This is a genomic window from Streptomyces sp. 4F14, assembly GCF_048159485.1.
Classification (GTDB): domain Bacteria; phylum Actinomycetota; class Actinomycetes; order Streptomycetales; family Streptomycetaceae; genus Streptomyces.
This window is the reverse complement of the sequence record NZ_JBLRVY010000017.1, coordinates 104,088-128,556: the sequence shown is the minus strand read 5'-3', so window position 1 is coordinate 128,556 and position 24,469 is coordinate 104,088. Positions and strand designations below refer to the sequence as shown.

Annotated in this window: 21 protein-coding genes; 11 read left to right on the top strand and 10 right to left on the bottom strand. The window is 69.6% G+C overall.

Annotated elements, in window-relative coordinates; all coding sequences use genetic code 11:
• The first annotated feature begins 130 nt into the window (after positions 1–130).
• From ACLZOT_RS27915 to ACLZOT_RS27890, 6 genes are all read left to right on the top strand, one after another.
• Positions 131–1,099: a hypothetical protein gene (locus ACLZOT_RS27915; protein WP_416971846.1), complete on the top strand. Its 969-nt coding sequence runs from the start codon at positions 131–133 to the stop codon at positions 1,097–1,099.
• Between the two features lie 84 nt (positions 1,100–1,183).
• The gene (gene chvE, locus ACLZOT_RS27910) at positions 1,184–2,293 is read left to right on the top strand and encodes a multiple monosaccharide ABC transporter substrate-binding protein (protein WP_416971845.1); all 1,110 of its coding nucleotides are present in this window, start codon (positions 1,184–1,186) and stop codon (positions 2,291–2,293) included.
• Between the two features lie 32 nt (positions 2,294–2,325).
• Positions 2,326–3,876, top strand: a complete 1,551-nt coding sequence (gene mmsA, locus ACLZOT_RS27905) for a multiple monosaccharide ABC transporter ATP-binding protein (protein WP_416971844.1) — start codon at positions 2,326–2,328, stop codon at positions 3,874–3,876.
• The gene (gene mmsB / locus ACLZOT_RS27900) at positions 3,873–5,117 is read left to right on the top strand and encodes a multiple monosaccharide ABC transporter permease (protein WP_416971843.1); all 1,245 of its coding nucleotides are present in this window, start codon (positions 3,873–3,875) and stop codon (positions 5,115–5,117) included. The genes mmsA and mmsB overlap by 4 nt, the downstream gene beginning before the upstream one ends.
• Positions 5,118–5,173: 56 nt before the next feature.
• Positions 5,174–6,367 carry an aldose epimerase family protein gene (locus ACLZOT_RS27895; RefSeq protein ID WP_416971842.1) on the top strand — a complete coding sequence of 398 codons (1,194 nt, stop codon included), beginning with the start codon at positions 5,174–5,176 and terminating at the stop codon, positions 6,365–6,367.
• Positions 6,368–6,576: 209 nt separating this feature from the next.
• Positions 6,577–8,394 (top strand): pyridoxal phosphate-dependent aminotransferase, encoded by a 1,818-nt coding sequence (locus ACLZOT_RS27890; RefSeq protein ID WP_416971841.1) that lies wholly within the window; start codon positions 6,577–6,579, stop codon positions 8,392–8,394.
• Between the two features lie 89 nt (positions 8,395–8,483).
• Here the strand turns inward: ACLZOT_RS27890 and ACLZOT_RS27885 are convergent, their stop codons facing one another.
• Complete coding sequence (locus ACLZOT_RS27885; RefSeq protein ID WP_416971840.1) at positions 8,484–9,455, bottom strand: arabinan endo-1,5-alpha-L-arabinosidase; 972 nt, start codon at positions 9,453–9,455, stop codon at positions 8,484–8,486.
• Between the two features lie 258 nt (positions 9,456–9,713).
• Between ACLZOT_RS27885 and ACLZOT_RS27880 the strand changes: the two genes are divergently transcribed.
• Positions 9,714–10,493, top strand: coding sequence for an intradiol ring-cleavage dioxygenase (locus tag ACLZOT_RS27880; protein WP_416971839.1), 780 nt, complete (start codon positions 9,714–9,716; stop codon positions 10,491–10,493).
• A gap of 76 nt (positions 10,494–10,569) precedes the next feature.
• Here ACLZOT_RS27880 and ACLZOT_RS27875 read toward each other — a convergent pair whose 3' ends face one another.
• The 7 genes from ACLZOT_RS27875 to ACLZOT_RS27845 all read right to left on the bottom strand — a co-directional run bounded on the left by ACLZOT_RS27875 (position 10,570) and on the right by ACLZOT_RS27845 (position 17,834).
• Positions 10,570–11,226, bottom strand: a complete 657-nt coding sequence (locus ACLZOT_RS27875; RefSeq protein WP_416971838.1) for a DUF4360 domain-containing protein — start codon at positions 11,224–11,226, stop codon at positions 10,570–10,572.
• 231 nt (positions 11,227–11,457) lie between these two features.
• Positions 11,458–11,916, bottom strand: a complete 459-nt coding sequence (locus ACLZOT_RS27870; protein ID WP_416971837.1) for an RrF2 family transcriptional regulator — start codon at positions 11,914–11,916, stop codon at positions 11,458–11,460.
• Between the two features lie 43 nt (positions 11,917–11,959).
• The gene (locus tag ACLZOT_RS27865) at positions 11,960–13,471 is read right to left on the bottom strand and encodes an alpha-N-arabinofuranosidase (protein WP_416971836.1); all 1,512 of its coding nucleotides are present in this window, start codon (positions 13,469–13,471) and stop codon (positions 11,960–11,962) included.
• 86 nt (positions 13,472–13,557) lie between these two features.
• On the bottom strand, positions 13,558–14,631 hold the full coding sequence (locus ACLZOT_RS27860; protein ID WP_416971835.1) for an arabinan endo-1,5-alpha-L-arabinosidase: 1,074 nt from the start codon (positions 14,629–14,631) through the stop codon (positions 13,558–13,560).
• Positions 14,632–14,642: 11 nt separating this feature from the next.
• On the bottom strand, positions 14,643–15,503 hold the full coding sequence (locus ACLZOT_RS27855; RefSeq protein WP_416971834.1) for a carbohydrate ABC transporter permease: 861 nt from the start codon (positions 15,501–15,503) through the stop codon (positions 14,643–14,645).
• Positions 15,500–16,447 carry a carbohydrate ABC transporter permease gene (locus tag ACLZOT_RS27850; RefSeq protein ID WP_416971833.1) on the bottom strand — a complete coding sequence of 316 codons (948 nt, stop codon included), beginning with the start codon at positions 16,445–16,447 and terminating at the stop codon, positions 15,500–15,502. The genes ACLZOT_RS27855 and ACLZOT_RS27850 overlap by 4 nt, the downstream gene beginning before the upstream one ends.
• Before the next feature lie 28 nt (positions 16,448–16,475).
• Positions 16,476–17,834 carry an extracellular solute-binding protein gene (locus ACLZOT_RS27845; protein WP_416971832.1) on the bottom strand — a complete coding sequence of 453 codons (1,359 nt, stop codon included), beginning with the start codon at positions 17,832–17,834 and terminating at the stop codon, positions 16,476–16,478.
• A gap of 223 nt (positions 17,835–18,057) precedes the next feature.
• On the opposite strand from ACLZOT_RS27845, the gene ACLZOT_RS27840 reads away from it, so the two are divergent.
• The 4 genes from ACLZOT_RS27840 to ACLZOT_RS27825 all read left to right on the top strand — a co-directional run bounded on the left by ACLZOT_RS27840 (position 18,058) and on the right by ACLZOT_RS27825 (position 22,603).
• On the top strand, positions 18,058–19,227 hold the full coding sequence (locus ACLZOT_RS27840; protein WP_416971831.1) for a peptidoglycan DD-metalloendopeptidase family protein: 1,170 nt from the start codon (positions 18,058–18,060) through the stop codon (positions 19,225–19,227).
• Positions 19,228–19,323: 96 nt separating this feature from the next.
• Entirely contained in the window at positions 19,324–19,896 is a 573-nt protein-coding gene (locus tag ACLZOT_RS27835) for a toxin-antitoxin system, toxin component family protein (RefSeq protein ID WP_416971830.1), read from the top strand.
• On the top strand, positions 19,893–21,224 hold the full coding sequence (locus ACLZOT_RS27830; RefSeq protein ID WP_416971829.1) for a DUF6545 domain-containing protein: 1,332 nt from the start codon (positions 19,893–19,895) through the stop codon (positions 21,222–21,224). Before ACLZOT_RS27835 ends, ACLZOT_RS27830 begins: the two co-directional genes overlap by 4 nt.
• Positions 21,221–22,603 (top strand): FAD-dependent monooxygenase, encoded by a 1,383-nt coding sequence (locus ACLZOT_RS27825; protein ID WP_416971828.1) that lies wholly within the window; start codon positions 21,221–21,223, stop codon positions 22,601–22,603. The genes ACLZOT_RS27830 and ACLZOT_RS27825 overlap by 4 nt, the downstream gene beginning before the upstream one ends.
• Positions 22,604–22,712: 109 nt before the next feature.
• Here ACLZOT_RS27825 and ACLZOT_RS27820 read toward each other — a convergent pair whose 3' ends face one another.
• Together ACLZOT_RS27820 and ACLZOT_RS27815 are read right to left on the bottom strand one after the other, a co-directional pair.
• Entirely contained in the window at positions 22,713–23,555 is an 843-nt protein-coding gene (locus tag ACLZOT_RS27820) for an SMP-30/gluconolactonase/LRE family protein (RefSeq protein WP_416971827.1), read from the bottom strand.
• Positions 23,555–24,328 carry an IclR family transcriptional regulator gene (locus tag ACLZOT_RS27815; protein WP_416971826.1) on the bottom strand — a complete coding sequence of 258 codons (774 nt, stop codon included), beginning with the start codon at positions 24,326–24,328 and terminating at the stop codon, positions 23,555–23,557. Before ACLZOT_RS27815 ends, ACLZOT_RS27820 begins: the two co-directional genes overlap by 1 nt.
• Positions 24,329–24,469: the final 141 nt, after the last annotated feature.

Here is a 24,469-nt window from a genome sequence, read left to right as displayed (position 1 = left end):
GGCGACCTGACGGTCCCCGTACCGGCGTACACCCAGTAGCTCTCAGGAACTACTCCGCGCTCCACCCCCGTACCCCGAGCCGCGAACCTCGTCCGAAATTTCGAACCTCCAGGACAACGAAGGAAAGCTAGTGACCGACGCTTCCGTTCCGGCAGCCCGTCGCCCCGGTGAGCCCGCGCTCACCGCGCTCGGCCTGGGTGCGCCCGCCCTCGACCCCGCCGACGCCTCCGCCCACACCTTCCCCGGCGGTGGCACCTGGCGCACCGAGGTCCCTTCCTGCGAGGGTCCCGAAGCGCTGGCCGTCGTACTGAAGGAGTCCTCCCGCCTCGATGTGCCGATCCACCGGATCAGCCAGGGCAGCGGGGTGTGGATGCTGTCCGACGCCGAGATCACCGAGATGGTCGAGGCGACCGCCGAACGCGACATCGAGCTCTGCCTGTTCACCGGCCCGCGCGGCACCTGGGACATCGGCGGCTCGACCCGTACCGACTCGCGCGGCGGCGGGCTACGCGCCCGGGGCCACGACGCGGTCGCCGGCTGTGTCGAAGACGCCGTCCGGGCCACCGAGTTGGGCGTCAAGTGTCTGCTCGTCGCCGACGAGGGCGTGCTGTGGACCTTGCACCGCGCCCGCGAGCAGGGCATCATCCCCGCCGACACCACGCTGAAGGTGTCCGCGCTGATCGGCCCGGTCAACCCGGCGGCGTACGCGGTCTACGAGCGCCTCGGCGCCGACTCGGTCAACGTGCCCAGCGATCTGACGCTGGATCACCTCACCGAGATCCGGCGGGTGTCGGGCGCCCCCATGGACATGTACATCGAAGCCCCCGACGACCTCGGCGGCTACGTCCGGATGTACGAGGTGGCCGAGCTGATCCGGCGCGGCGCACCGCTCTACCTCAAGTTCGGTCTGTCCAAGGCGCCTTCGATCTACCCGTGGGGCACCCATCTGCGGGACGTCACCCTGGACACCGCCCGGGAACGGGTCCGGCGCGGCCGGCTCGCCCTGGACCTGCTCGCCCGGCACGGCGCGGACGGCGCGATGGCGCCGCTCGGCTCCCGGCTGCCGGGGACGCTCAACCGCTTCCCGACCGGGGACTGAGCAGCCGCAACACAGCTTGCACGACCCGGCGCCTGACGGGGACGCCGGTCTCTCTCAACGACGAGAACACAAGGATTGATCACCATGCGCAACCGCAGAGCCGTACTCGCCGCCATAGCCGGCGCCGCCTCCCTCGCCCTGACCCTGTCCGCCTGCGGCCAGAGCGGCGAGGGCGGCAGCGACGAGAAGTCGGGCGACAGCAACAAGGGCGCCCTGGTCGGTATCTCGATGCCGACCAAGTCCTCGGAGCGGTGGATCGCCGACGGCAAGAACGTCGTCAAGGACCTTGAGGCCAAGGGCTACAAGACGAAGCTGGTCTACGGCGAGGACGAGCCCGACCAGCAGGTCTCGCAGATCGAGAACCTGATCACGCAGGGCGTCAAGGCGCTGATCATCGCGGCGATCGACAACAAGTCGCTGAACAACGTCCTCCAGCAGGCCGCCGACGCGAAGATCCCGGTGATCTCCTACGACCGCCTGATCCTCGGCACCAAGAACGTCGACTACTACGCCTCGTTCGACAACGAGAAGGTCGGCAAGCTCCAGGCGCAGTACCTGGTCGACAAGCTGGGCCTCGCGAGCGGCAAGGGCCCGTTCAACATCGAGCTGTTCGCCGGCTCCAACGACGACAACAACACCAAGTACTTCTTCGGCGGCGCGATGAGCGTCCTCAAGCCGTACATCGACTCGAAGAAGCTCGTCGTCAAGTCCGGCCAGACCGAGCTGACCAAGGTCACCACGCTGCGCTGGGACGGCGCGACCGCGCAGCGCCGCATGGAGGACATCCTCACCTCGACGTACACCTCGGGCCGGGTCGACGCGGTGCTCTCGCCGTACGACGGCATCTCGATCGGCATCATCGCCGCGCTGCGCTCCGACGGCTACGGCACCGCCGCCAAGCCCCTGCCGGTCATCACCGGCCAGGACGCCGAGATCGCGTCGGTGAAGTCGATCGTCGCCGGCCAGCAGTCGATGACGGTCTTCAAGGACCTGCGCAAGCTCGCCCAGTCCGCGACCGACATGGTCGACGCGTCGCTGAACGGCAAGACGCCGCAGACCAACGACACGAAGACCTACGACAACGGCACGAAGGTCGTCCCGGCCTTCCTGCTGGAGCCGGTGAGCGTCGACAAGACCAACTACGAGAAGGAACTCGTCCAGAGCGGCTTCTACACGGCGGACCAGCTCAAGTAAGCGTCGGCCCATAAGGATTGGAAGGCACGACCATGGCGGGACCCGTCCTGGAAATGCGCTCGATCGTCAAGACCTTTCCCGGTGTCAAAGCGCTCTCGGACGTCACTCTGACCGTCCGTCAGGGCGAGGTCCACGCCATCTGCGGGGAGAACGGCGCCGGCAAGTCGACGCTGATGAAGGTCCTCTCCGGCGTTCACCCGCACGGGAGTTACGAGGGCGACATCCTCTTCGAGGGTGAGACCTGCGAGTTCAAGGACATCCGGGCGAGCGAGCACCGCGGCATCGTCATCATCCACCAGGAGCTGGCGCTGTCGCCGTACCTCTCGCTGGCGGAGAACATCTTCCTCGGCAACGAGCATGCCAAGGGCGGGTTCATCGACTGGCGCGAGACGCTGCGGCACGCCACCCAACTGCTGCGCCGGGTGGGCCTCACGGACCACCCGGACACCCGGGTCGCCGACATCGGCGTCGGCAAGCAGCAGCTGGTGGAGATCGCGAAGGCGCTCTCGAAGAAGGTGAAGCTGCTGATCCTCGACGAGCCGACGGCGGCGCTCAACGACGAGGACAGCGACAAACTCCTCGATCTCATCCTGGAGTTGAAGAAGCAGGGCATCACCTCGATCATCATCTCCCACAAGCTCAACGAGATCCGCAAGGTCGCCGACTCGGTGACGATCATCCGCGACGGCCGGTCCATCGAGACGCTGGACGTGAAGGCCGCGGAGACCACCGAGGACCGGATCATCAGCGGCATGGTCGGCCGCGACCTCGACCACCGCTTCCCCGAACGCAGCACGTACGACGGGGAGGTGGACGACGCGCCGGCCCTGGAGATCAAGGGCTGGACCGTCGGTCACCCGATCGACCAGCACCGCAAGGTGGTTGACGATGTGTCACTTCACGTACGGCGTGGGGAGATCGTCGGCATCGCCGGTCTGATGGGGGCCGGCCGCACCGAGCTGGCGATGAGCGTCTTCGGCCGCACGTACGGCCGTTACAGCGGCGGCACGGTCCTCAAGGACGGCAAGGAGATCCGCACGAAGACGGTCGCCGAGGCCGTCCAGCACGGCATCGCGTACGTCACCGAGGACCGCAAGCACTACGGCCTGAACCTCATCGACACCATCAACCGCAACATCTCGCTGACGGCGCTGAGCAAGGTCGCCAAGCGGGGGATCGTCGACGAGCACGAGGAGCAGAAGGTCTCCGAGGGCTACCGCAAGTCGATGAACATCAAGGCGCCGACGGTGTTCGAGCCGGTGGGCAAGCTCTCCGGCGGCAACCAGCAGAAGGTCGTCCTCAGCAAGTGGATCTTCGCGGGTCCCGAGGTGCTGATCCTGGACGAGCCCACGCGCGGGATCGACGTGGGCGCCAAGTACGAGATCTACACGGTCATCGACCAGTTGGCCGCCCAGGGCAAGGCGGTCGTCTTCATCTCCTCCGAGCTGCCCGAACTGCTCGGCATGTGCGACCGCATCTACACCATGGCCGCCGGGCGGCTCACGGGCGAGTTCTCGCGGGCCGAGGCCACGCAGGAAGTGCTGATGCGTCAGATGACGAAGGACAAAGAGGTAACGCGATGAGCACCGACGTGACCAAGAGCCCGGCCGCCGCGCCGCCCGGCAAGGGCGGAGGCTCCGGGGCCGGCGACAACCTGCTCCAGCTGATGCTGAACGGCCTGCGCCGCAACATGCGCCAGTACGGCATGCTGATCGCGCTCGGCCTGATCATCGTGCTGTTCCAGATCTGGACCAACGGCGACCTGCTGCTGCCGCGCAACGTCTCCAACCTGGTCCTGCAGAACAGCTACATCCTGATCCTGGCCATCGGCATGATGCTGATCATCATCGCCGGGCACATCGACCTGTCGGTCGGTTCGGTGACGGCGTTCGTCGGTGCCTTCGCGGCCGTACTGACGGTGCAGCACAGCGTGTCGTGGCCCATCGCGCTGGTGCTGTGCCTGCTGGTGGGCGCGGTCGCCGGCGCCGTACAAGGCTTCCTCATCGCCTACTTCGGCATACCCTCGTTCATCGTCACCCTCGCGGGGATGCTGCTCTTCCGCGGACTGACGGAGATCCTGCTGGAGGGCCAGACCCTCGGCCCGTTCCCCGACGGGCTCCAGAAGATGGGCAACGGCTTCCTGCCCGAGGTCGGTCCGGACACCAACTACCACAACATCACGCTGCTGCTGGGCTTCGTCCTGATCGCCTTCACGGTCATCCAGGAGGTCCGGGACCGCAAGCGGCAGCAGGAGTTCGCGCTCGACGTCGTGCCGCGCAACCTGTTCCTGCTGAAGATCGTCGCGATCTCGGCGGCGATCCTCGCGGTGACGATGCTGCTCGCCAGCTACAAGGGCGCCCCGATCATCCTGCTCATCCTCGGTGTCCTGGTGGTCGGTTACGGCTACCTGATGCGCAACTCGGTGTTCGGCCGCCACATCTACGCGATCGGCGGCAACCTCCCGGCGGCCAAGCTGTCCGGCGTCAAGGACAAGAAGGTCACCTTCCTTGTCTTCCTCAACATGGGCGTGCTCGCGGCCCTGGCGGGTCTGGTGGTCGCCGCCCGTCTGAACGCGGCGTCTCCGAAGGCGGGGCTCAGCTTCGAACTGGAGGCGATCGCCTCCTCGTTCATCGGTGGCGCGTCCATGAGCGGCGGCGTGGGTACCGTCCTCGGCGCGATCATCGGCGGTCTCGTCCTCGGTGTGCTGAACAACGGCATGAACCTCCTGAGCGTCGGCTCCGACTGGCAACAGGTCATCAAGGGCCTCGCCCTGCTGGCGGCGGTCGGGTTCGACGTGTGGAACAAGCGCAAGTCCGGTTCGTAACCATCTCGGGCCTCACCCCTCAGGGGTGGGGCCCTTCCCTCAAAGGGGCCGCAGATATGGAACTGAACAGACGCACGGTCATCGCGGGCGCCGCCGCGGCGGGCATCGCCGCGAGCACCCTCGGCGGGACGGCCGAGGCGAGCACGGGCAGTACTTCCGGAGCTGGTACTTCTGGTGGGGCTTCGGGCGGCAAGGCTCCGTCGCGCAAGCTCTTCGGCACCCTCGCCGACGGCACCAAGGTGTACCTCTGGTCGCTGGCCAACGGCGGGACGAAGCTCAAGGTCCTGTCGTACGGGGGTATCGTCCACTCGCTGGAGACCCCGGACCGCAAGGGCCACTACGCGAACATCTCTGCAGGGTTCTACAACCTGGAGGACTACGTCGCCAAGTCCCCCTACTTCGGCGCGCTGATCGGGCGGTACGGCAACCGCATCGGCAAGGGCCAGTTCACCCTGGACGGCAAGAAGTACCAGCTGTCCGTCAACGACGGCGCCAACAGCCTGCACGGCGGCGCCAAGGGCTTCGACAAGCACGCCTGGAGCGTCGAGCCGTTCGTGAAGGGCACGGACGTCGGTCTGCGCCTGTCCTACACCAGCGCCGACGGGGAGATGGGGTACCCGGGGACGCTGAGGACGAAGGTGACGTACACGCTCACCAAGCACGGCGACTGGGTCATCGACTACGAGGCCACCACCGACAAGGCCACCGTCGTCAACCTCACGAGCCACGTGTACTGGAACCTCGCGGGCGAGGGCAGCGGCACGATCGAGAACCACGAGCTGACGATCGCCGCCGGCCGCTACACCCCGACCGACTCCGGCCTCATCCCCACGGGTGAGCTGGCCCGGGTCGCCGGCACCCCCTTCGACTTCCGCAAGCCCAAGCCCATCGGGCGCGACATCCGTGCCGGGCACGACCAGTTGATCCTCGCCAAGGGGTTCGACCACAACTGGGTGCTGGACAAGGGGATCACCGCGAAGCCGGTGCACGTCGCGACGCTGCGCGACCCGAAGACCGGCCGTACCCTGAAGATCGCGACGGACCAGCCGGGGCTGCAGTTCTACTCCGGCAACTTCCTCGACGGCACCCTGACCGGGACCGACGGGCACGTCTACCGCCAGGGTGACGCGCTCTGCCTGGAGACGCAGCACTTCCCGGACTCGCCGAACCAGCCGAAGTTCCCGTCGACGACGCTGCGGCCGGGGCAGACGTACCGGACGCGGACCGTGCACTCGTTCAGCGCGCGGTAAGTTCCTTTTGGGGGCCGGTTGTTGGGGAACCGGCCGTGGCCATACGGACGTTGCCCACAGAAGACTCACAACTTCTTACCGATTTCTCAGTGGGTGAACAGCGTCACCGCAGCCTCCGTATGTAAGGGCGGCCCGTGCTCTCGCGCACGGGCCGCCCAGCCGCGACGGGCCCGGTCGTCCCCAACGGGCCCGCCCACTACGGAGGTTCCATGGCCGACAACGTCACCTCGTTGTTCCGCAGCACGGCGGCGCACAGCCCGTCGATGGCGGCGTTGACGCGAGAAGGCGGGGAGGGCACCGGCCCGGTCGACTTCTGTATCCCGTGCAACCCGTACTTCCCGACGCCCGCGATGTTCGACGACATGGCGGCCCGGTTCCGCGACATCATCACGTACTACCCGAGCAGCGCCGACACGATCACGTCCGAGCTGTGCAACCTCCTCCAACTCCCCCCGCAGGCCGTGGCGATGGGCAACGGCTCGACCGAACTCATCACCTGGATCGACCACTTGCTGGTCCGCGAGTCGCTCGCGGTGCCGGTGCCGACGTTCGGCCGGTGGACCGACCAGCCCATGGAGACGGGCAAGCGGGTCGACATGTTCCCGCTCCAGGAGGCCAACGGGTTCGTCCTCGACCTCGCGCAGTACTCGGAGTTCATCCGCGCCCGGGGCACGCGGGTCGCCGTGATCTGCAACCCCAACAACCCCGACGGCGGCTTCCAGCACCGGCAGGCGCTGGTGCAGTTCATGGACGCGATGGCCGACCTCGACCTCATCGTCATCGACGAGTCGTTCCTGGAGTTCTCCGACGCCGAGCAGGAGCCCAGCGTCGTCCAGGAGGCCATGCTGCGGCCCAACGTCATCGTGCTGCGCAGCCTCGGCAAGAACTTCGGGCTGCACGGCATCCGGTTCGGCTACCTCGTCGCGAACCCCTCGCTGGCCGGCAAGGTCCGCTCGATGCTGCCGAAGTGGAACCTCAACTCCTTCGCCGAGCACGTGGTGTTCATGCTGAAGGACCACGGACCCGAGTACGCCCAGAGTCTGATGCAGGTGCGCAAGGACCGGCTGGAGATGGCGAGCCAGCTCTCCGCGCTGCCCGGTCTCACGGTCTACCCCTCGCAGGGGAACTTCCTCTTCGTCCGGCTCCCGGTGGGGGCCGAGGGGACGGTGGTCCGCGACCGGCTGCTCACCGAGCACCGGGTCCTGGTCCGGGAGTGCGGCAACAAGATCGGCTCCTCCAGCCGCTTCCTGCGGCTCGTGGTGCGCCCCCAGGTCGACGTACGCCGTCTGGTGTCCGGCATGGAGCAGGTGCTCTACGGGACCCGCAGAGGCAACCCCGTGCCCGAACTGGCCCCCGCGGTGGGGTACAGCTCCGGTACGGCCGCCGTCGACCGGCTGGTCACGAACGGCGCCGGCATGCAGGGACTTGCCGCTCAGGCCCTCGCGGCCGGCGCCCCGGCTCCGATGGCGGCGGCCGTCGGAGCCGGACTGCCTACGCAGATGCCGATGGCTCCGCCGGTCGCGCCGACTCCGTTGGCTCCGGCGGCTTCCATGGCTCCCGCGGCTCCGGCGGCTCCTGTGGCTCCGGCCGCTTCCATGGCCCCGGCGGCCGCGGCGGCGATGCAGCCCGCGATGATGCCCGCGGCGATGGCTCCGGCGCCCGCGCCCATGGCTCCGGCGATGGCTCCGGCCATGGGGCAGGTCATGGGGCAGGCGCCGATGGGGGCGCCGATGATGGCCGCTCAGGTGCCTCAGCAGATACCGATGCCGTCGAACGGGGCGGGGATACCGATGCCGGCGCCTCAGGCGGCTCCGACACCGGCCCCGATGGCTCCGGTGCCGCCGATGCCTCCGTCGACGGTTCCGCCGACCGGTATGCCCGGTATGACTCCGCCCGGGGTACCGGCGCGCGGCGGGCTGACCGCGGCGCAGGTCCGGGGGACGAACGGTCTCACCCCGGCGCCGGCCACCGGCTGGCCCAACGCGGGGAGCTGGCCGAACGCGGCGGGGATGGGGCAGGCGGGGTAGTAGTACTTCGGAGCCAGGGCGGTAGCCGTGGGGTTTCAGTACCGGGAGGGGTACTGGGGTCCTACGGGTACCGCCCTTTCACCTGTGCCTCAGTAGGCCACCGGCCAGCCCGAGCTCCAGTTCAGGAGGTTGATGCCGAGCTTGGGGGTGCCGTTGTCGTTGCCGTCGTAGTAGTGGTAGACGATCAGGTCGCCGTCGGAGTCGGCCATGATCGACTGGCCGCCGGGGCCGATGACGCTGCCGTGGCTCTCCAGGACGGGGGTGCCGCCGTTGTTCGTGAGGGCTACGCCGTTCTTGTCGTAGTAGGGGCCGGTGACACTGCTCGCGCGGCCGACCTTGACCTTGTACGTCGAACTCGTCCCCGCGCAGCAGGTGTCGTACGAGGCGAAGAGGTAGTAGTACCCGCCCCGCTTGACGACGAACGGCGCCTCGACGGCCTTCGTCCCGGTGGGGCGGGACGCGATGGAGTAGCGGGTCGTGTTGCCCGCGAGCTGCTTGCCGGTGCCGGGGTCGAGCTGGATCATCTTCAGCCCCGTCCACCAGCTCCCGAACGACAGCCACCACTTGCCGTCGTCGTTCACGAAGAGGTTGGGGTCGATCGCGTTGTAGTCGCTGGAGGTCGCCGAGGTGTAGACAGTGCCCTGGTCGGTCCAGGACCCGGGCAGCCCGGTGGCCGAAGTGGCCAGCCCGATCGCCGACTTGTTGGAGCCGAACGTCGAAACGGCGTAGTACAGCAGGTACTTGCCGCCGCGGTACGAGATGTCCGGCGCCCACGCCTCGGTCGCCCCGTACGACGACCACCAGCCCGGCTTGGCGGCGAAGGCGTCGCCCCCGGCGCTGAAGGCGATCCGGTCGGTGGACGTGCGGTACGAGATGCCGCCGCCGGTCCCGTACACCAGGTAGCGCCCGCCGGAGGTCCGGATCATCGTGGGGTCGTGGACGACCGTACTCCCGGTCACCCGGCCGGGGTTGGGGTAGGCGGACGCGGCGGTCGGCATCAGCGCGAGGAGGAACGCGGCGGGGAGGGTGAGCAGGGCGGCTCGGCGGGACGTACGGGCCATGGGGACACTCCTTGAGGTGGGGGGAGTTGGAGTGAGGGTCGAGGTGGGAGGTGCCGTTCGGTTTTCCGAACGGCGGTCGTGTCATCGGACGGGACGGTAGAATCGAACCCTTTGCGCGTCAACGCTCCCGGCAACCACTCGAAACTCTTCGAAAACGCGGGCCCCTCCAACCCTCCTGTCTCAGACCTGACTTGACGAGGCATCACTTTGCTTGTCTGACAGCTCAGATACAGGAATCCGCTCTAAGGTGCCGTGTCCATGACAGAGAAACCATCGAGCACCCCCGAACCCCGTCACCCCGTCGGACGCCGCGCCGTGCTGGTCGCGGGCGGAGCGGCGGCCGCGACCCTGGCCGTAGGCGTCGCGTCCGCGCAGGGCGAGGCCGACTCCCGGGCCGTACAGGCGACTCCGGTCGCGGCGGCGGCCGTCTGCACGCTCACGAAGGAGATGACGGAAGGTCCCTACTACCTCGACGGCCAGTACGTCAGGGCGGACATCACCGAGGGCAAGACCGGCTTCCCGCTGAGGCTGGCCCTCACGGTCGTGGACGACGACACGTGCGCGGTGATCCCGAACGCGCTGGTCGAGATCTGGCACGCGGACGTGCTCGGCGAGTACTCCGGCTTCGTCGGCAGCAACGGGCACAGCGAGCCGGACAGCGGCACGTTCCTGCGCGGCGGCGTCCTGACGAACTCCGCCGGGGTCGCCAACATCACCACGGTGTACCCGGGTTGGTACCGGGGACGCTGCGTGCACATCCATGTGAAGGTCCACACGAACGTCACGCTCACCTCGGACGGCTCGTTCACCGGCGGCCAGGAACTCCACACCGGCCAGCTCTTCTTCGACGAGACGGTCACCGCGCGGGTCGGCGCGCTGACGCCGTACAGCACGAACACGGTCACCCGGACGACCCTCGCGCAGGACTCGATCTACGACGAGGGCGGCGCCGCGTCCGGTCTCCTCACCCTTGCCGCGCTGGGGAGTTCACCGGCGTCCGGGTACTCCGGCACGCTGACGCTCGGCGTCGAGCGGTAGCCGGGCGGGGCGGTCCCGGTGCCAACCGGGGCCGCCCCTACGGGTGTTGCGGTAACTCACCTCTTCCCGAGGGGAGTTACTTCGACTTCCCCGGGCACTCCTTCCAGGCGACGTGGTAGATCGTCGAGAGTTCGCCGTCCGTCGAGTCCATGGTCATGAAGCTGACCTTGCCCGGCGACTGCGTCCCGGCGGTGACCCGCACCTCGGTGTTGACGTTGAAGTTGCGCTGGACTCCGCAGGGGGCCCAGACCAGTTGGGCCCACTCGGTGGAGTCGGTGGCCTGCCAGTTGTCGGTGAGCGCGCCGTTGAAGGAGTGGCTCTTGGCCACCGTCTGCGGGGAGCCCTGGAAGTAGTACGAGGACCGCTGCAGGCCGGTCGCGCCGCGCTGGAGGGACGCGAAGCCCCGGTAGTCGACGCTCGCGATCGCGTAGGTGAAGCCGCCGGGGACGTGGACGACCATGCTGAGCTGGCAGTTCTTGCGGAACGCCGTCGGGTCGGAGTTGCCGCCGGCCTGCGCGAGGTAGTCGCTGTAGGTGACGGTGAACGCGGTGTTGTCCTCGGAGACGGCGACGGCGGCGGTGCCCGCGGGGCAGCCGGAGCCGTTGATGGTCGCGAGGTTGATGACGATCTTGTCCGGCGGCGGGTCGATGAACGCCGGGTCCGCCTGGGCGGGCAACGCCGTGGCGAGGAGGGCGGCTGCGGCGCCGCCGAGCAGAAGTGCACCGGATCTCATGGGATCTCCCGTGAATCGGTCCGTGGGGGGTGGTCGCGCCCAGGCCGGAAACCTGTGGAGGATCTGTAAGGTTTCCGTGAAGGCCGGGGCGAACGCATCGTAGGGACAAGGGAGTTCGGCGCCTACGTCGAACTCCGGCCATTCACAGGAGTCCCGTTCACATACTGCTGCTACGTGAGTACTACACGGTTACGACTCAGGGGCTGCGCAGGGCCGTATCCCGGGGGTGCTTCAGGGGTTCTCCCAGGCCGCCGGTTCCGCCGCCAGGGCCCGGACCGGCTCCGGCAGCGCGTCCGCCGCGAGGTCCGCGATCGTGACCCCCTCCAGGATCCGCCGTACGTTGGCCCGCAGGGCGATCCACAGCGGGAGCAGGGGTTCGGCGGTGCCCTTGTAGGAGAGTTCCGTGGGCCGCTCCCCGCGTACGGAGACGATCGGCCCGTCCACCCCCCGGACGATGTCGGCGACGGTGATCTCGGCGGCGTCGCGCGCGAGCCGGTACCCGCCGCCCCCGCCGCGCCGGCTGTCGACGACCCCCGCGCGGCGCAGATCGCCGAGGATCCCCTCCAGGAACTTGTGCGGAATGTCCTGCGCGAGGGCTACGGTCTCCGTCTTCACCGGGTCGTCGCCCTGTCGTACGGCGATCTCCAGTACCGCCCGTACCGCGTAGTCCGCCCGTGCCGAGATCCTCATGCGCCCATTGTGGGGCAGTTCCCGGCACGGGCGCCTCGCCCCCTCACACCAGGCGGATGACGTTCCAGGAGAGCGGCTCCAGCGTCGCCGTCAGCCTGCCGTCCGCGAGCGCCGTCCCCTCCCCCGCGTGGGGTACGACCCGCTCGGGGTCGGCGAGGGTATTACGCGCGTCGGGGTCGGCGTCGGCCAGCACGCTGTGCTCGACGATCCGCTCGACGCCGAGCCCCCCGAGAGCTACTTCCAGCGGTAGTCCTTCGGTACGACTGCGGTTCACCGCGAAGACCGTCACCGAGCCGTCGTCCGCGCGTACGGCGGTGGCGTGCAGGAGGTCGGTCTCGCCGTACTTCTTCGTGTCGTACGTCGGGGAGTCGACCCGGACGTCGAGGACCTCGCCCCGGCCGTACCGGGATGCCTGGGCGAACGGGAAGAAGGTCGTCTGGCGCCAGGCGGGGCCGTCCGGCTCGGTCATGATCGGGGCGATCACGTTGACGAGCTGGGCGAGGCAGGCGACGGTGACGCGGTCGGCGTGGCGCAGCAGGGCGATGAGCAGCGAGCCGAAGACGACGGCGTCCATGACGCTGTAGTTGTCCTCCAGCAGGCGGGGGGCCTCGGCCCAGTCGCGCTCGCCGGAGTTCTCGATCTCGTGCCACTCCGAGATGTACCAGACGTTCCACTCGTCGAAGGAGAGGTTGATCTTCTTCTTCGACTTCAGCTTCGCGCCGATGTGGTCGGCGGTGGCGACCACGTTCTCGATGAAGGACTCCATGTCGACGGCGGAGGCCAGGAAGGAGTCGACGTCGCCGTTCTCGGGCTGGTAGTAGGCGTGCAGGGAGATGTAGTCGACCAGGTCGTACGTCTCCTCCAGGACCGTCGCCTCCCAGGCGGCGAAGGTCGGCATGGACTGGCTGGAGGAGCCGCAGGCGACGAGTTCGACGTCCGGGTCGATCTGGCGCATCGCGCGGGCGGTCTCGGCGGCGATCCGGCCGTACTCCCCCGCGGTCTTGTGGCCGGTCTGCCAGGGGCCGTCCAGCTCGTTGCCCAGGCACCAGAGTCTGATGCCGAAGGGCTCCTTGTCGCCGTGTGCGACCCGTAGCTCCGCGAGGGTAGTACCTGAGGGGTGGTTGGCGTACTCCTGGAGTTCGAGGGCTTCGGCCACCCCCCGGGTGCCGAGGTTGAGGGCCATCATCGGCTCCGCCTGGGGGCCGAGCTTGCGCAGGAAGGCGATGTACTCGGAGAGGCCGAAGCGGTTGGTCTCGGTGGAGCGCCAGGCGAGGTCGAGGCGGCGGGGGCGGTCCTCGGCCGGGCCGACCGAGTCCTCCCACTTGTAGCCGGAGACGAAGTTCCCGCCGGGGTAGCGGATGGTGGTGACACCGAGTTCGCGGACCAGGTCGAGGACGTCCTGCCGCAGGCCCTCGGCGTCCGCCGTCGGGTGGCCGGGCTCGAAGATGCCGGTGTAGACGCAGCGGCCGAGGTGTTCGACGAACGAGCCGAAGATCCGGGGGCTGACCTCGCCGACCGTGAAGGCGGGGTCGAGGGTGAGACGGGCGGTGCGCATGTCTTCCTTTCGTGCTGTGCTTCTCTGGGCCGGGGCTTCCTTGGTCCGGGGCTTCCTTGGTCCGGGGCTTCCTTGGTCCGGGCCGGCTAGACCACGTGCGGCCAGCCGTCCTTCGTCCAGTCCAGTCGGTTCAGTCCCAGCTTCGGCACGCCGTTGTCCTCGGCGTCGTAGTAGTGGTACGCCAGCCAGTCCCGGCCCCTGTCCCGGAACACCGACTCGCCCCCCGTGCCCACGTACCTCCCGTGGCTCTCCAGTACGAGATCGCCGCCTCCCTCCAGCATCGGCCGGCCCTGGCTGTCCGTGTAAGGGCCGGTCACCGAGGTGGACCGGCCCACCCTGATCTTGTACGTGGAGTTCACTCCGGCACAACAGGTGTCGTAGGAGGCGAAGAGGTAGTAGTACCGGCCGTGCCGCACGATGGCCGGCCCCTCGACCGCGTACGGCGCGTCCGGGCGGGTCGCCAGGTGATGGACCTCGGCGCCGGGGGCGGAGCGGCCGGTCCTCGGGTCGAGTTCGACCATGCGGATGCCGGTCCAGTACGAGCCGAAGCTCATCCAGAGCTTTCCGGCGGCGCGGATCAGCGCGGGGTCGATGGCGTTCCAGGTGTCGGTGCGTTCGGAGGTGAACGCCTTGCCGTGGTCGGTCCAGGTGCCGGGGAGGCCGGAGGGGGAGGTCGCGAAACCGATCGCGGAGTGGTTGGTGCCCCAGGACGAAACGGCGTAGTAGAGCCAGTACTTGCCGCTCCGGTACGAGATGTCGGGCGCCCAGGGGTCGGCGGTGTCGTTGTACTCGTACCACCAACTCGGGGGCATCGCGAAGGCGTTGCCCGCGTCGGTCCAGTGCACGCGGTCCTTCGAGAGGCGGGCGCCGATGACTCCGCCGGTCGAATAGGCCACGTAGCCGCCGGACTTGAGGCGGGTGACGGTGGGGTCGTGGATGATCTGCTGGCCGGTGATGGGCTGGGGGTCGGGGTAGGTGGGGGTGAGGGTGGCTGCCGTGGGGGCGCCGGCTGTCGTGGCGGCGTACTCCGTCGTGGTGGCGTTCGCTGTCGTGGTGGCGTTCGCTGTCGTGGCGGCGTCGGTTGTCGTGGCCGCGTTCGCCGTCACGGGTGCGAACGCGAGGAGTGCGGCGGTCAGTGCGGTCGCCGTCCGCAGGCGCATGGGAGCCCCTCTCACTGTCCCGCCAGACCGGTGTGGGCGACGCCGCGCACGATCTGGCTCTGGAAGAAGACGAAGACGATGATGAGCGGCAGCCCCGCGATGAGGCCGCCCGCCATGAGTTGCGGCCAGACGATGCCGAACGCGTTCTGGACGGTGGCGATGCCGTTCGGCATGGTCATCAGGTCGGGGTTGTTGGTCACCATGTACGGCCACAGGAAGTTGTTCCAGGACGCGATGAAGGTGAAGATGCCGACCGCCGACAGGGACGGCTTGGACAGCGGCAGCACGATCGTGAAGAAGATCCGCCAGCGTCCGGCGCCGTCGATGAACGCGGCCTCCTCCAACTCCCGTGGCAGGGACTGGAAGAACTTGTACAGGATGTAGACCATCGCGGCCGGCGCGCACTGCGGCAGGATCATCCCCCAGTACGTGTCGACCATGCCGAGCGACTGGACGGTCGTGAAGAGCGGCACGCCGAGGATCGCCGGGGAGAACATCAGGCCCGCCATGGTGAGCCCCAACAGGGCTGATTTTCCCCGGAATTCGGTGCGCGCGAAGCCGTATCCCGCGAGGGCGGAGACGATCAGGACGAGGAAGGTGACGCAGACCGACACCACCACCGAGTTCACGAACCAGTTGGGGATGTTGCCGGCCTCGAAGACCGCCTTCCAGGACTCCAGGGTGACGTCCTCGGGGATCCAGTGCGGGGCGGCGACCGACTCCTGGGGTGATTTGAGGGACGTCGACAGGGCCCAGGCGAGCGGGGCGAGCCAGAGCAGGGAGAGGCCGGCGGCGACCAGGGTCAGCGCGATCTGTCCGGGCGTCCAGGTGCTACGGGGCTTGCGGAGCACGGGAGTCGGTGTGGTGCTCATCGGGTGCCCGCCTCCTCTCGGTTGCGCAGCAGCCACATCCGGCCGAGGGCGACGGCCGCGACGATGACGAACAGGACCATGGAGATCGCGGAGGCGTATCCCACGCGGTAGTTGGTGAAGCCCTCTTCGAGGGTGTACTGCACGAACGTGCGCGTCGATTCCTCCGGTCCGGGCGAGAACTGGTACATGACCACCACCTGGTCGAACACCTGGAGCGAGGCGAGGACTTGGAGCGAGATGACGAGCCCGGTGATGTTCCTGAGGCCCGGGACGGTGATGTACAGGAGCCGCTGGAAGGCGTTCGCGCCGTCCAACTCGGCGGCTTCGTAGAGGTGTTGGGGGACCGCCTGGAGTGCGGCCAGGTAGAGGAGGAAGGAGAAGCCGACCGTCCACCACAGGGTGGCGATCACGACGGCGAGCAGGGCCGTCGACTTCTGGGTGAGCCAGGGGGTGTCGAGGCCGAGGACGTGGTTGACCATGCCGTTGGTGGGCTGGAACAGCCACCACCACAGGTTGCCGATGACGGCCGAGGGCAGCAGGAACGGCGCGAAGAAGCAGAGCCGCCACACCCACTTGAAGTGCGCGGCGTGGTGCGCGATGAGGGCCATCAGAAGGGCGACGGCGACGATCGCCGGGACAACGTACAGGGTGAACTTGACGCTGTGCCACAGCGAGGACCAGACGAGCGGATCGCCCAGCGCCTCACGGTAGTTGGCGAGTCCGACGTAACTCGTATGGTCGCCGGAGATGTTGGCGTCGGTGAGGCTGAGGTAGAGGCCGCGTACGACGGGCAGCAGCACGAACAGGCCGTACAGGACGAAGAACGGGGCGACGAACCAGCCGCCGTGCTGGAAGCGGCGGCCCCAGCGGGCTCTGGCCGAGTCGGCGGCGGTGGCGGCCTTGGGGCGGGCGGCGCGGGCGCCGAGTACGCCGGTGCTGCTCATGCGCCAACTCCCTTCTGGTCGGCGGTTCTCACGCGCTCTCCCCCTTCGCCTCCTGTGCGGCGGTCAGTCCGTCCATCGGGTTCTTCGACGCGAGCAGTTCCTCCAGCGCGCGCTTCATGCGGCGGGCCGCGTCGGCGGGTTTCGTGGAGCCGAGGTTGGAGGCGGCGATGACGGGGCCCATCTTGTTGGCCAGTACGCCGGTCGACCCCGCGAACCAGATGTGGGGCTCGGTCGCGGGGTGGTCCATCGCGGGCCGGGAGTACTCGTTCTGCGGGCTGAGCCTGAGGTACTCGGGGTCCTTGAACGTCGGGAGATAGGCGGGGATATGGCCGCCGCCGGCCCAGGCGGTGGCGTGTTTCACGAGGTACGCGGCGAGGAGGTGGGCCCCGTCGTTCGCGGCGCCGCCCCGGTCGGACTGGTGGGGCAGGACGAAGGAGTGCGACTCGACGTGGGTGGCGGGCGTGCCGAAGACGGGCGGCAGGGGCTGTGCCCCGAACTCGACCTCGGCGCCCTTGTAGTAGGGCACGGACCAGTTGCCCTCCCAGGCGAACGGCGACCCGGCGATGAACGCCTCGCCGTCGGAGGCGCCGACGGTGACGTACCCGTCGGTGACGTGCTTGCGCAGGAACTCCAGTACCTCGGTGGCCTTTTCGGTGTCGAGGGTGACGTGGGTGCGGGCGTCGTCGAAGTAGGTGCCGCCGAGCTGCTGGTAGAAGGCGACGAAGAACCACCAGGAGAAATTCTGGTCGTTGGCGTGCAGCCCGAGGGTCTGGACGCCCGGCTTGAGCTGTTTCCTGGCGGACTTGAGGATGTCGAACCACGCGTCGACCGAAGTCGCCTCGGGCAGCCGGTCGTTCGCGTCGAGGAGTCCGGCCTTGCGGCAGACGTCCTTGCGGTAGAAGTTGAGCTGTGCGTGGATGTCGAGCGGCAGTGCGTACAACTCGCCGCCGACCAGTCCGCGTTGCCACAGCACGGGGTTGAAGTCGGCTTCTTTCACGCCGTACTTGGCGAGCAGGTTCATGTCCCAGGGGTCGAGCAGGCGGCCCGGCGCGAATCCGGGGACGCGGCCCTGGTGCATGACGCCGAGGTCCGGCGCGCGGTTGCCGGCGGCGGCCATGGCGAGTTTGGTGTAGTAGGGGCCGCCCCAGGAGAGGGTGGAGTCCTTGACGTCGACGTCGGGGGTGGCCTTGCGGAAGGCGTCGACCATGGCGACCATGTTGCCGCCGTCGCCGCCCTGGAAGAGGTTCCAGTAGCGCACCCGCGTCCGTGCGCCGGAGGCGAGTGCGTCGGCTCCGCTGCCGAGTGCGGCGAAGCCGAAGCTGCCGGCGACGGCGAGACCGCCGGCCGCCGCGAGAAGTTGCCTGCGATTCAGGTCAGGTCGTCCCATTGCCTGCCCTTGCTCTTCGAGACCCGTTATTGTCCGAAATATCGAATGACGCTCGTAACTTCGAACAGGGACCGTAGGTTCACTTCCGTCTCACGTCAATGGGTGCGACACGACTCGCACGGAACACGAACCCCGGGAGGAAACCTCGCCACGTTCTTGATCGTCTTGCAGGTACCCCGATAGCTGTAGTCCCCCGGTACCCCCTCCCCAGACAGGACCCACCATGCCCGACCTCCCCCCGGAAGCCGCGGCCCTGGCCCGTTTCCTCACCGCGGCCCCGGCCGACCGGCCCGCGCTGGCCCCCACCGTGGCCGAGGCGGTCGGCGCCGAGCGGCTGGAGGAGGTCGTCCAGGACACCCTGGAACGGATCGGCGGTTTCGAGGCCGTAGAGGACAGTCCCGACGGCCTCGTCCTGCGCGGCGGCGGCCCGGACCGGGTCCGCGTGTGGGCGAAGACCATGCCCGACGGCGAACTGACCGGCCTGCTCTTCGAGCACACCCCCTACGCCCCGACACCCCCGGCCCGCGCCCTGCCCGCACCCCTGACCTGGCTGTTCGCCCTGCTCCCGGTCGCCCTGTGGATCGCCCTGCCGCTCTGGGGCGCCGACGACCGCCTCACCTGGCTCGGCGACCTGACCCTCCTCGCCGCGCTCCTCGTCTTCGTCGGCGGCTGGGGCGCCCTCGCCCAGCAGCCCCGCACCCTGCGCCGGATCGCCGCGGCCGGCGCGATCCTCGCCCCCGTCTCCGCCGTACGCCTTCCCGGCCTGCCCACGGGTAGCCCTGGGGTATCCCTGGTCCTGGGTCCGGCGCTCCTGCTCGCGGCCGTGGCCGTGGTGACCGTAGCCCGCCGGCACCGCTGGGGTACGTCCCTGTCGCAGCCGCTGCGCTTCCCGCTGGACGGCACCTGGTACGTCCTCCAGGGCGGCGGCACGCTGATCAACCACCACGCGCGGATCCCCGAACAGCGCGGCGCCGTCGACCTCGTCGGCCTCGGCCCGCACGGCACCCGCACCGGACCGGGCCACGACGCGCACGCGTACGCCGCGTACGGCAGGGCCGTGCACGCCCCCTGCGACGGCCGGGTGGTCTCCGCGGCCGGCGCGATCGCCGACCAGAAGCCCGGCGAGATCCGCTACCAGCCCCTCTACGGCAACCACGTCTTCCTCGACACCGGGCACGAGCTCGTCAAACTCGCCCACCTGCGCCCCGGTTCGGTCACCGTGCGCCCCGGCGACCTCGTCCGCACCGGCCAACTCCTGGGCGAGGTCGGCAACTCGGGCAACACCACCGAACCGCACCTCCACCTGCACGCCGAACGCGACGGTGTCGGCCTGGACCTGACCTTCACCGACGTCCCCGGCCGCCTCTACCGGGGCCGCACGATCCGCCGGTGAGGGCGCCCCCGATTTCCACCGCTCCCTCATGACGCGGACACATCCACCCGCGTAGTCTCGAACCGGCTGCCGCAGGGCAGGCAGAAGGGGGCACCGATGGACATCGCGGGCTCGGCCCGGTTCACCTCCGCGTTCCGGCGCGCGAGAACCGGCTCGGCCATGCGCGGGCTCACCGCCGAACTGGCGGAAGGGCTCGGCCGGCGCGACCGACGCCCCTCCGGCGCACGGGAGTTGTGCCACGCGCTGTGCGAGGAGATGACCGTCCGGCGGGGCGGGCGGCGGGTCGAGGTCCGGTTCGAGCGCTTCCCCGACGAGATCGACGTGACCGGCCTGTGGGTGGAGTTCCAGGAATTCGACCTGGTCATCGTCGAGGAGCGGGCCGAGGAGGTCCAGCAACTCGTCATCCTCGGCCACGAGTTGTGGCACCTGCACGCCCGGCACCAGCACCGGCACGCCGCCGTGGACGCCCTGTCCGGCTGGGAGGGCGTCCCCCTGACGGCCGCCGCCCGCGACGGCTCCCGCCAGGTCGACGAGGCCGAGGCCGACGACTTCGGACACCGGCTCGCCGCCGCCGTACGTCCCTATCTGCGCCCGGAGGACAGCGAGTCGAGGTCCGGAACCGCCCAACGGCTGCTGGGGTACCCCGGGTTCGGGGGCCGGGGGCGATGAGGCTCGATCCGGTCGCCGTCTCCTTCTGGGTGCCGACCGTCATGCTGTGCGCGGCGCTCGCCATCAAGCTCCCGACGATCGTCCGGCTGTGGCGCGACCCGCTGCTGCGGGCGGTGGGCGGACTGCTGCTGCTCGCGTGCGCGGTGTTCGTGTTCGTGGCGCCGTCGACGATCAGCTGGACGAACCGGGTCACGGGCGTGCCCAACTTCTCGGCCCCGTGGTGCTATTCGCTGCTCACCGCGTTCGCCGGCTCGTGTCTGCTGCTCATCATCGCCTGGCGCAACGGCCTGTCGGACCTGACGCCCGCGACGCGGCGCGCGATGCGGTGGGTGATCGGCGCCTACTCCGCCGTCATCGTCGCGCTGTGGGTGCTGTTCCTCCTCGCCGACGTGCCCGTGGAACGGGTCCGCGACCTCGACACGTACTACGCCAACACCCCTTTCATGCGGGAGGAGATCGTCCTCTACCTCCTCGCGCACTGCGTCGCCGTCCTCGTCACCAGCCGCCTCATCTGGAACTGGATCCGCACCGACGGCCTCGACGCGTGGCTGCGCTCGGGACTGGTGTTCCTGGTCATCGGCTACGCCCTGAACCTGGTCTTCGACGCCCTCAAACTCACGGCGGTCGTGGCCCGTTGGACCGGCAACGACCTCGACGTGCTGAGTACGACGGTCGCACCGCTCGCCGCGTGTCTGTCGGCGGTCCTGGTCGCCCTCGGTTTCATCCTCCCGCACACCGGTCAATACCTGCGCGAACGCTGGCTGTTGCATCGCACCCGCATCGAACTGCGCCCGCTGTACACGCTGTTGCGCAGGGCGCAGGGCTCCGGAGTCCCGTTCACGCTGCGGGCCGGGGCCGAACTGCGGCTGATCCGGCGGGAGACGTTCATCCGGGACGTCCTGCTGACACTCACCCGCCGGCTGGACGAGGCGGAGGCGAGCCGCGCCTACGAGGCGGCCGTGGCGCTGGGCCACCCCGTCGAGCGGGCCCGCGCGCTGGCCGCCGCCGTCGCGATCCAGGACGCGGTGGAACGCCGGGGCGAGGGTGCCGGTCACCCCGACCCCACGGGCCTCCTCCAGACCATCCTGGACGTCTCCCGCGCGCTGCGCCGCCCCGACGACCTCACCGCCGTTCGCGCCCGGGCGGCGGCGGCCCGGCAAGCCTCGGCGCCTTCAAGTGCCGCTGGACCGAGGGGTTCCGGCGCGTCCGCGGGCCCCGCGGTCCCGTCGAGCGTCACGGCCTCGTCGGGACCATCACCGTCGTCGGGCGCCGCCGCTCCTCAACACCCTGTCGCCTCCCGCAAGCCCGCAGAAAGCAACCGCCCATGACCAGCACCGCCGTTGTCCTGGGCGGCTCCCTCGCCGGGCTCCTGGCAGCCCGCGCCCTCGCCGAGACCGCCACCGAAGTCACCGTGGTCGAGCGGGACCTGCTCCCCGACGGGCCCGCCCCCCGCAAGGGGCTCCCGCAGGCACGCCACGCCCACCAGCTCTGGTCCGGCGGCGCCCGCGCCCTCGCCGACCTCGTCCCCGGCATCGACGCCCGCCTCGCCGAGGCAGGCGTACGGCGGCACCCGGTGACCGCCGACATGGTGGTCCTCTCCCCGTACGGCTGGTACCGCCGCTGGCCGGAGTCCCACCACATGCTGCTGGCCGGCCGGGACCTCCTGGACGCGACCGTCCGCGAGGCGGTCCTCACCCACCCCCGTATCCGACTGGTCCAGGAGACCGAGGCGTTGGGCCTGGAAGGCACCCGGCAGGCGGTCACCGGTGTGCGGCTCCGCCACCGGGACGGCACCGAACAGACCCTGGACGCCGCCCTGTTCGTCGACGCGACCGGCAGGGCCTCCCGAACTCCCCACTGGTTCGAGGAACTCGGGCTTCCCGAGCCGCCGCGCCGCGAGGTCGACTCGGGTGTCGCCTACGCCTCACGCCTGTTCCGCGCACCCGAGGCCGCGCGCGACACGTTCCCCGTGGTCAACGTCCAGCCCGACCCGCGCACCGGCGAACCCGGCCGGGGCGGGGTGCTGCTGCCCGTCGAGAACGGCACCTGGCTCGTCACCCTGTTCGGCAGCCGGGGCGCCGAACCCACCGCGGACACCGGGGAGTTCGACGCCTACGCCCGTACGCTGCGGCACCCGGTCCTGGCCGACCTCATCGCGCGAGCGACCCCGCTGACCGACGTCTCCTTCACCCGGACCACCGCCAACCGGCGCTTCTTCCACGAACGCGTCCGCGACTGGCCCGACAACTACGCGGTGTTGGGCGACGCGTTGTGCGCCCTCAACCCGCTCTACGGGCACGGCATGTCGGTGGCCGCGCAACAGGCGCTGATCCTGCGCGACATGACACTCCGTCACGGACTGGGCGGGCGGGGGCTGTCCCGCCGGATCCAGCAGGCGGTGTCCCGTCCGGCGTCGGCGGCCTGGGACCTCGCCCTCGGGATGGACGTCTTCTACCCGGGCGCCACGGAGACGGGGCCCACCCTCAGGGACCGTGTCCTCGCCGCCTACGTGGGCCGGCTGCTCCACACGGCGACGGGGAACGGGCGCATCGCACGGGCGGTCACCGACGTGACGGCGCTGGAACGAGGGGGCCATGTCCTGCTGGCCCCCTCGGTGCTGCTGGCCGCCGCCCTCGGCCCGCTCCAACCGCCGCTGGCGGACGCGCCGTTGACGGCGGAGGAGAGGAAGCGGGCGGGGCTGGAGTAGCGGGCGACGGAGGCCCGGAGGGGAATCCGTGCGGGGTGTGAGGCGCGGATGCGCACCGCACCACGCCTCGCCACCGCGCCCCCCGTCCTGCCCTCCGCCCCGCCTGCGCTCACCCCGCGAACGCGGGAAGCGCCAGCCCCTTCCCCGCTCCGGGCACCACCAGCAACGATCCCGCGACCGGGTGCGGATCCGTGAGGCCGATCCGCGCGGTCGTGATGTACAGGTCGCTCAGGTCGGCGCCGCCGAACGCGCAGGCGGTGACACGTGGCGTGGGCAGGGAGATCACCCGGTCCAGCCGGCCGTCGGGGGTGTAGCGCCGTACGGCGCCGCCGTCCCACAGCGCGACCCACACGCAGCCGTCCGCGTCGACCGTGAGGCCGTCCGGGAATCCGGCGCCGTCCTCGATCGTCACGAACTCCCGTCGCCCGCCGACGCGTTCGCCGTCGTAGTCGAAGACGTCGATGCGGCGGGTGGGCGAGTCGACGTAGTACATCAGCGTCGCGTCGGGGCTCCAGCCGGTGCCGTTGCTGACGGCGACGTCGTCAAGGACCGTCTCCAGCAGACCGGTTGAGCCGAAGCGGGCCAGTGTGCCGCCGCCCGGCGCCTCGTCGTAGCGCATCGTGCCGGCCCACAGCGTGCCGTCGGGGGCGACGGCCGCGTCGTTCGCGCGCCGCCCGGGGACGACCTCGCGGTGCAGCCAGCGGAAGGTGTCGTCGGCGTCCAACAGGGCCACGCCGTCACGGAGGTTGAGGACGAGACCGCCACCGGCCCGCGGCTTGGCGGCGCCGACGTGCTGGTCGGTCGTCCGCAGGGTCTGCCGCCCGCTGGACGGGTCGTACGTGTACACGCGCGACCCGAGGATGTCGAGCCACAGCAGCCGGCCCGCGTCCGCGTCCCACGTGGGCCCTTCACCGAGCGTCGCCTCGGCGCGTACCGCTACGTCGAATCCCATCACGCCACGCTCCGGTAGCCGAGCCGCTCCGACAGGTCGACGGCGCCCTTGGCCGCCAACTGCTCCAGTTCCACCCGGCGTTCGTCGCTCCACCGGATCATCGGGACGGAGATGGAGAGCGCCGCGACGACCTGCCCGGTACGGTCCCGGACGGGCGCGGCGACACAACTCACGTCGGGATTCGACTCCCTGCTCTCCACCGCGAGGCCCCGCTCCCGGATCACGGCGAGCGCCTCCCTCAACGCACCTGGTTCGGTGATGCTGTTGGGCGTCATCCGCACCAACTCGGCGTCCACCGGCAGCCGCAGGCTCAGTTCGTGCTCGGGGAGCGACGCGAGCAGCATCTTCCCCACGGACGTGCAGTGCGCGGGCAGCCGTCGTCCGGCGGCGGAGACCATCCGCACCGCGTGCGTCGAGTCGACCTTCGCGATGTAGATGACGTCCGTGCCTTCGAGGATCGCGACGTGCACGGTCTCGTCGCAGGTCTCGGCGACCGACCGGGCGACGTTCTGCCCCTCGGCCGCGAGGTCGAGCTGTTCCGCGTACCGGCTGCCGAGCTGGTACGGCCGTACGCCGAGCCGGTACCGTCCGGGCTGGCCCGGCACCGGCACGATGTACGACCGGGCGGCGAGGGTGGTGACGAGTTCGTGCACGGTGGTGCGCGGAAGCTGGAGCCGGCGCACGATGTCGGGGGCGGAGAGCGTGCCGTCCCCGTCGAGGAAAAGCTCCAGAATGTCCAGAGCCCGGGTCACGGCAGGTACCAGACGTCCCACGGCCGGCCCCCTCCCTTAGGTGTGTTCGATATTTCAACAGGCGATCGGGATGACGAACACAGGCTAATCAGAAGCCCACCGACCGGGCAATGGTCGTGAAAAGACCCGATCCACATCGGTGGCGACGGAACTCGTACCTGA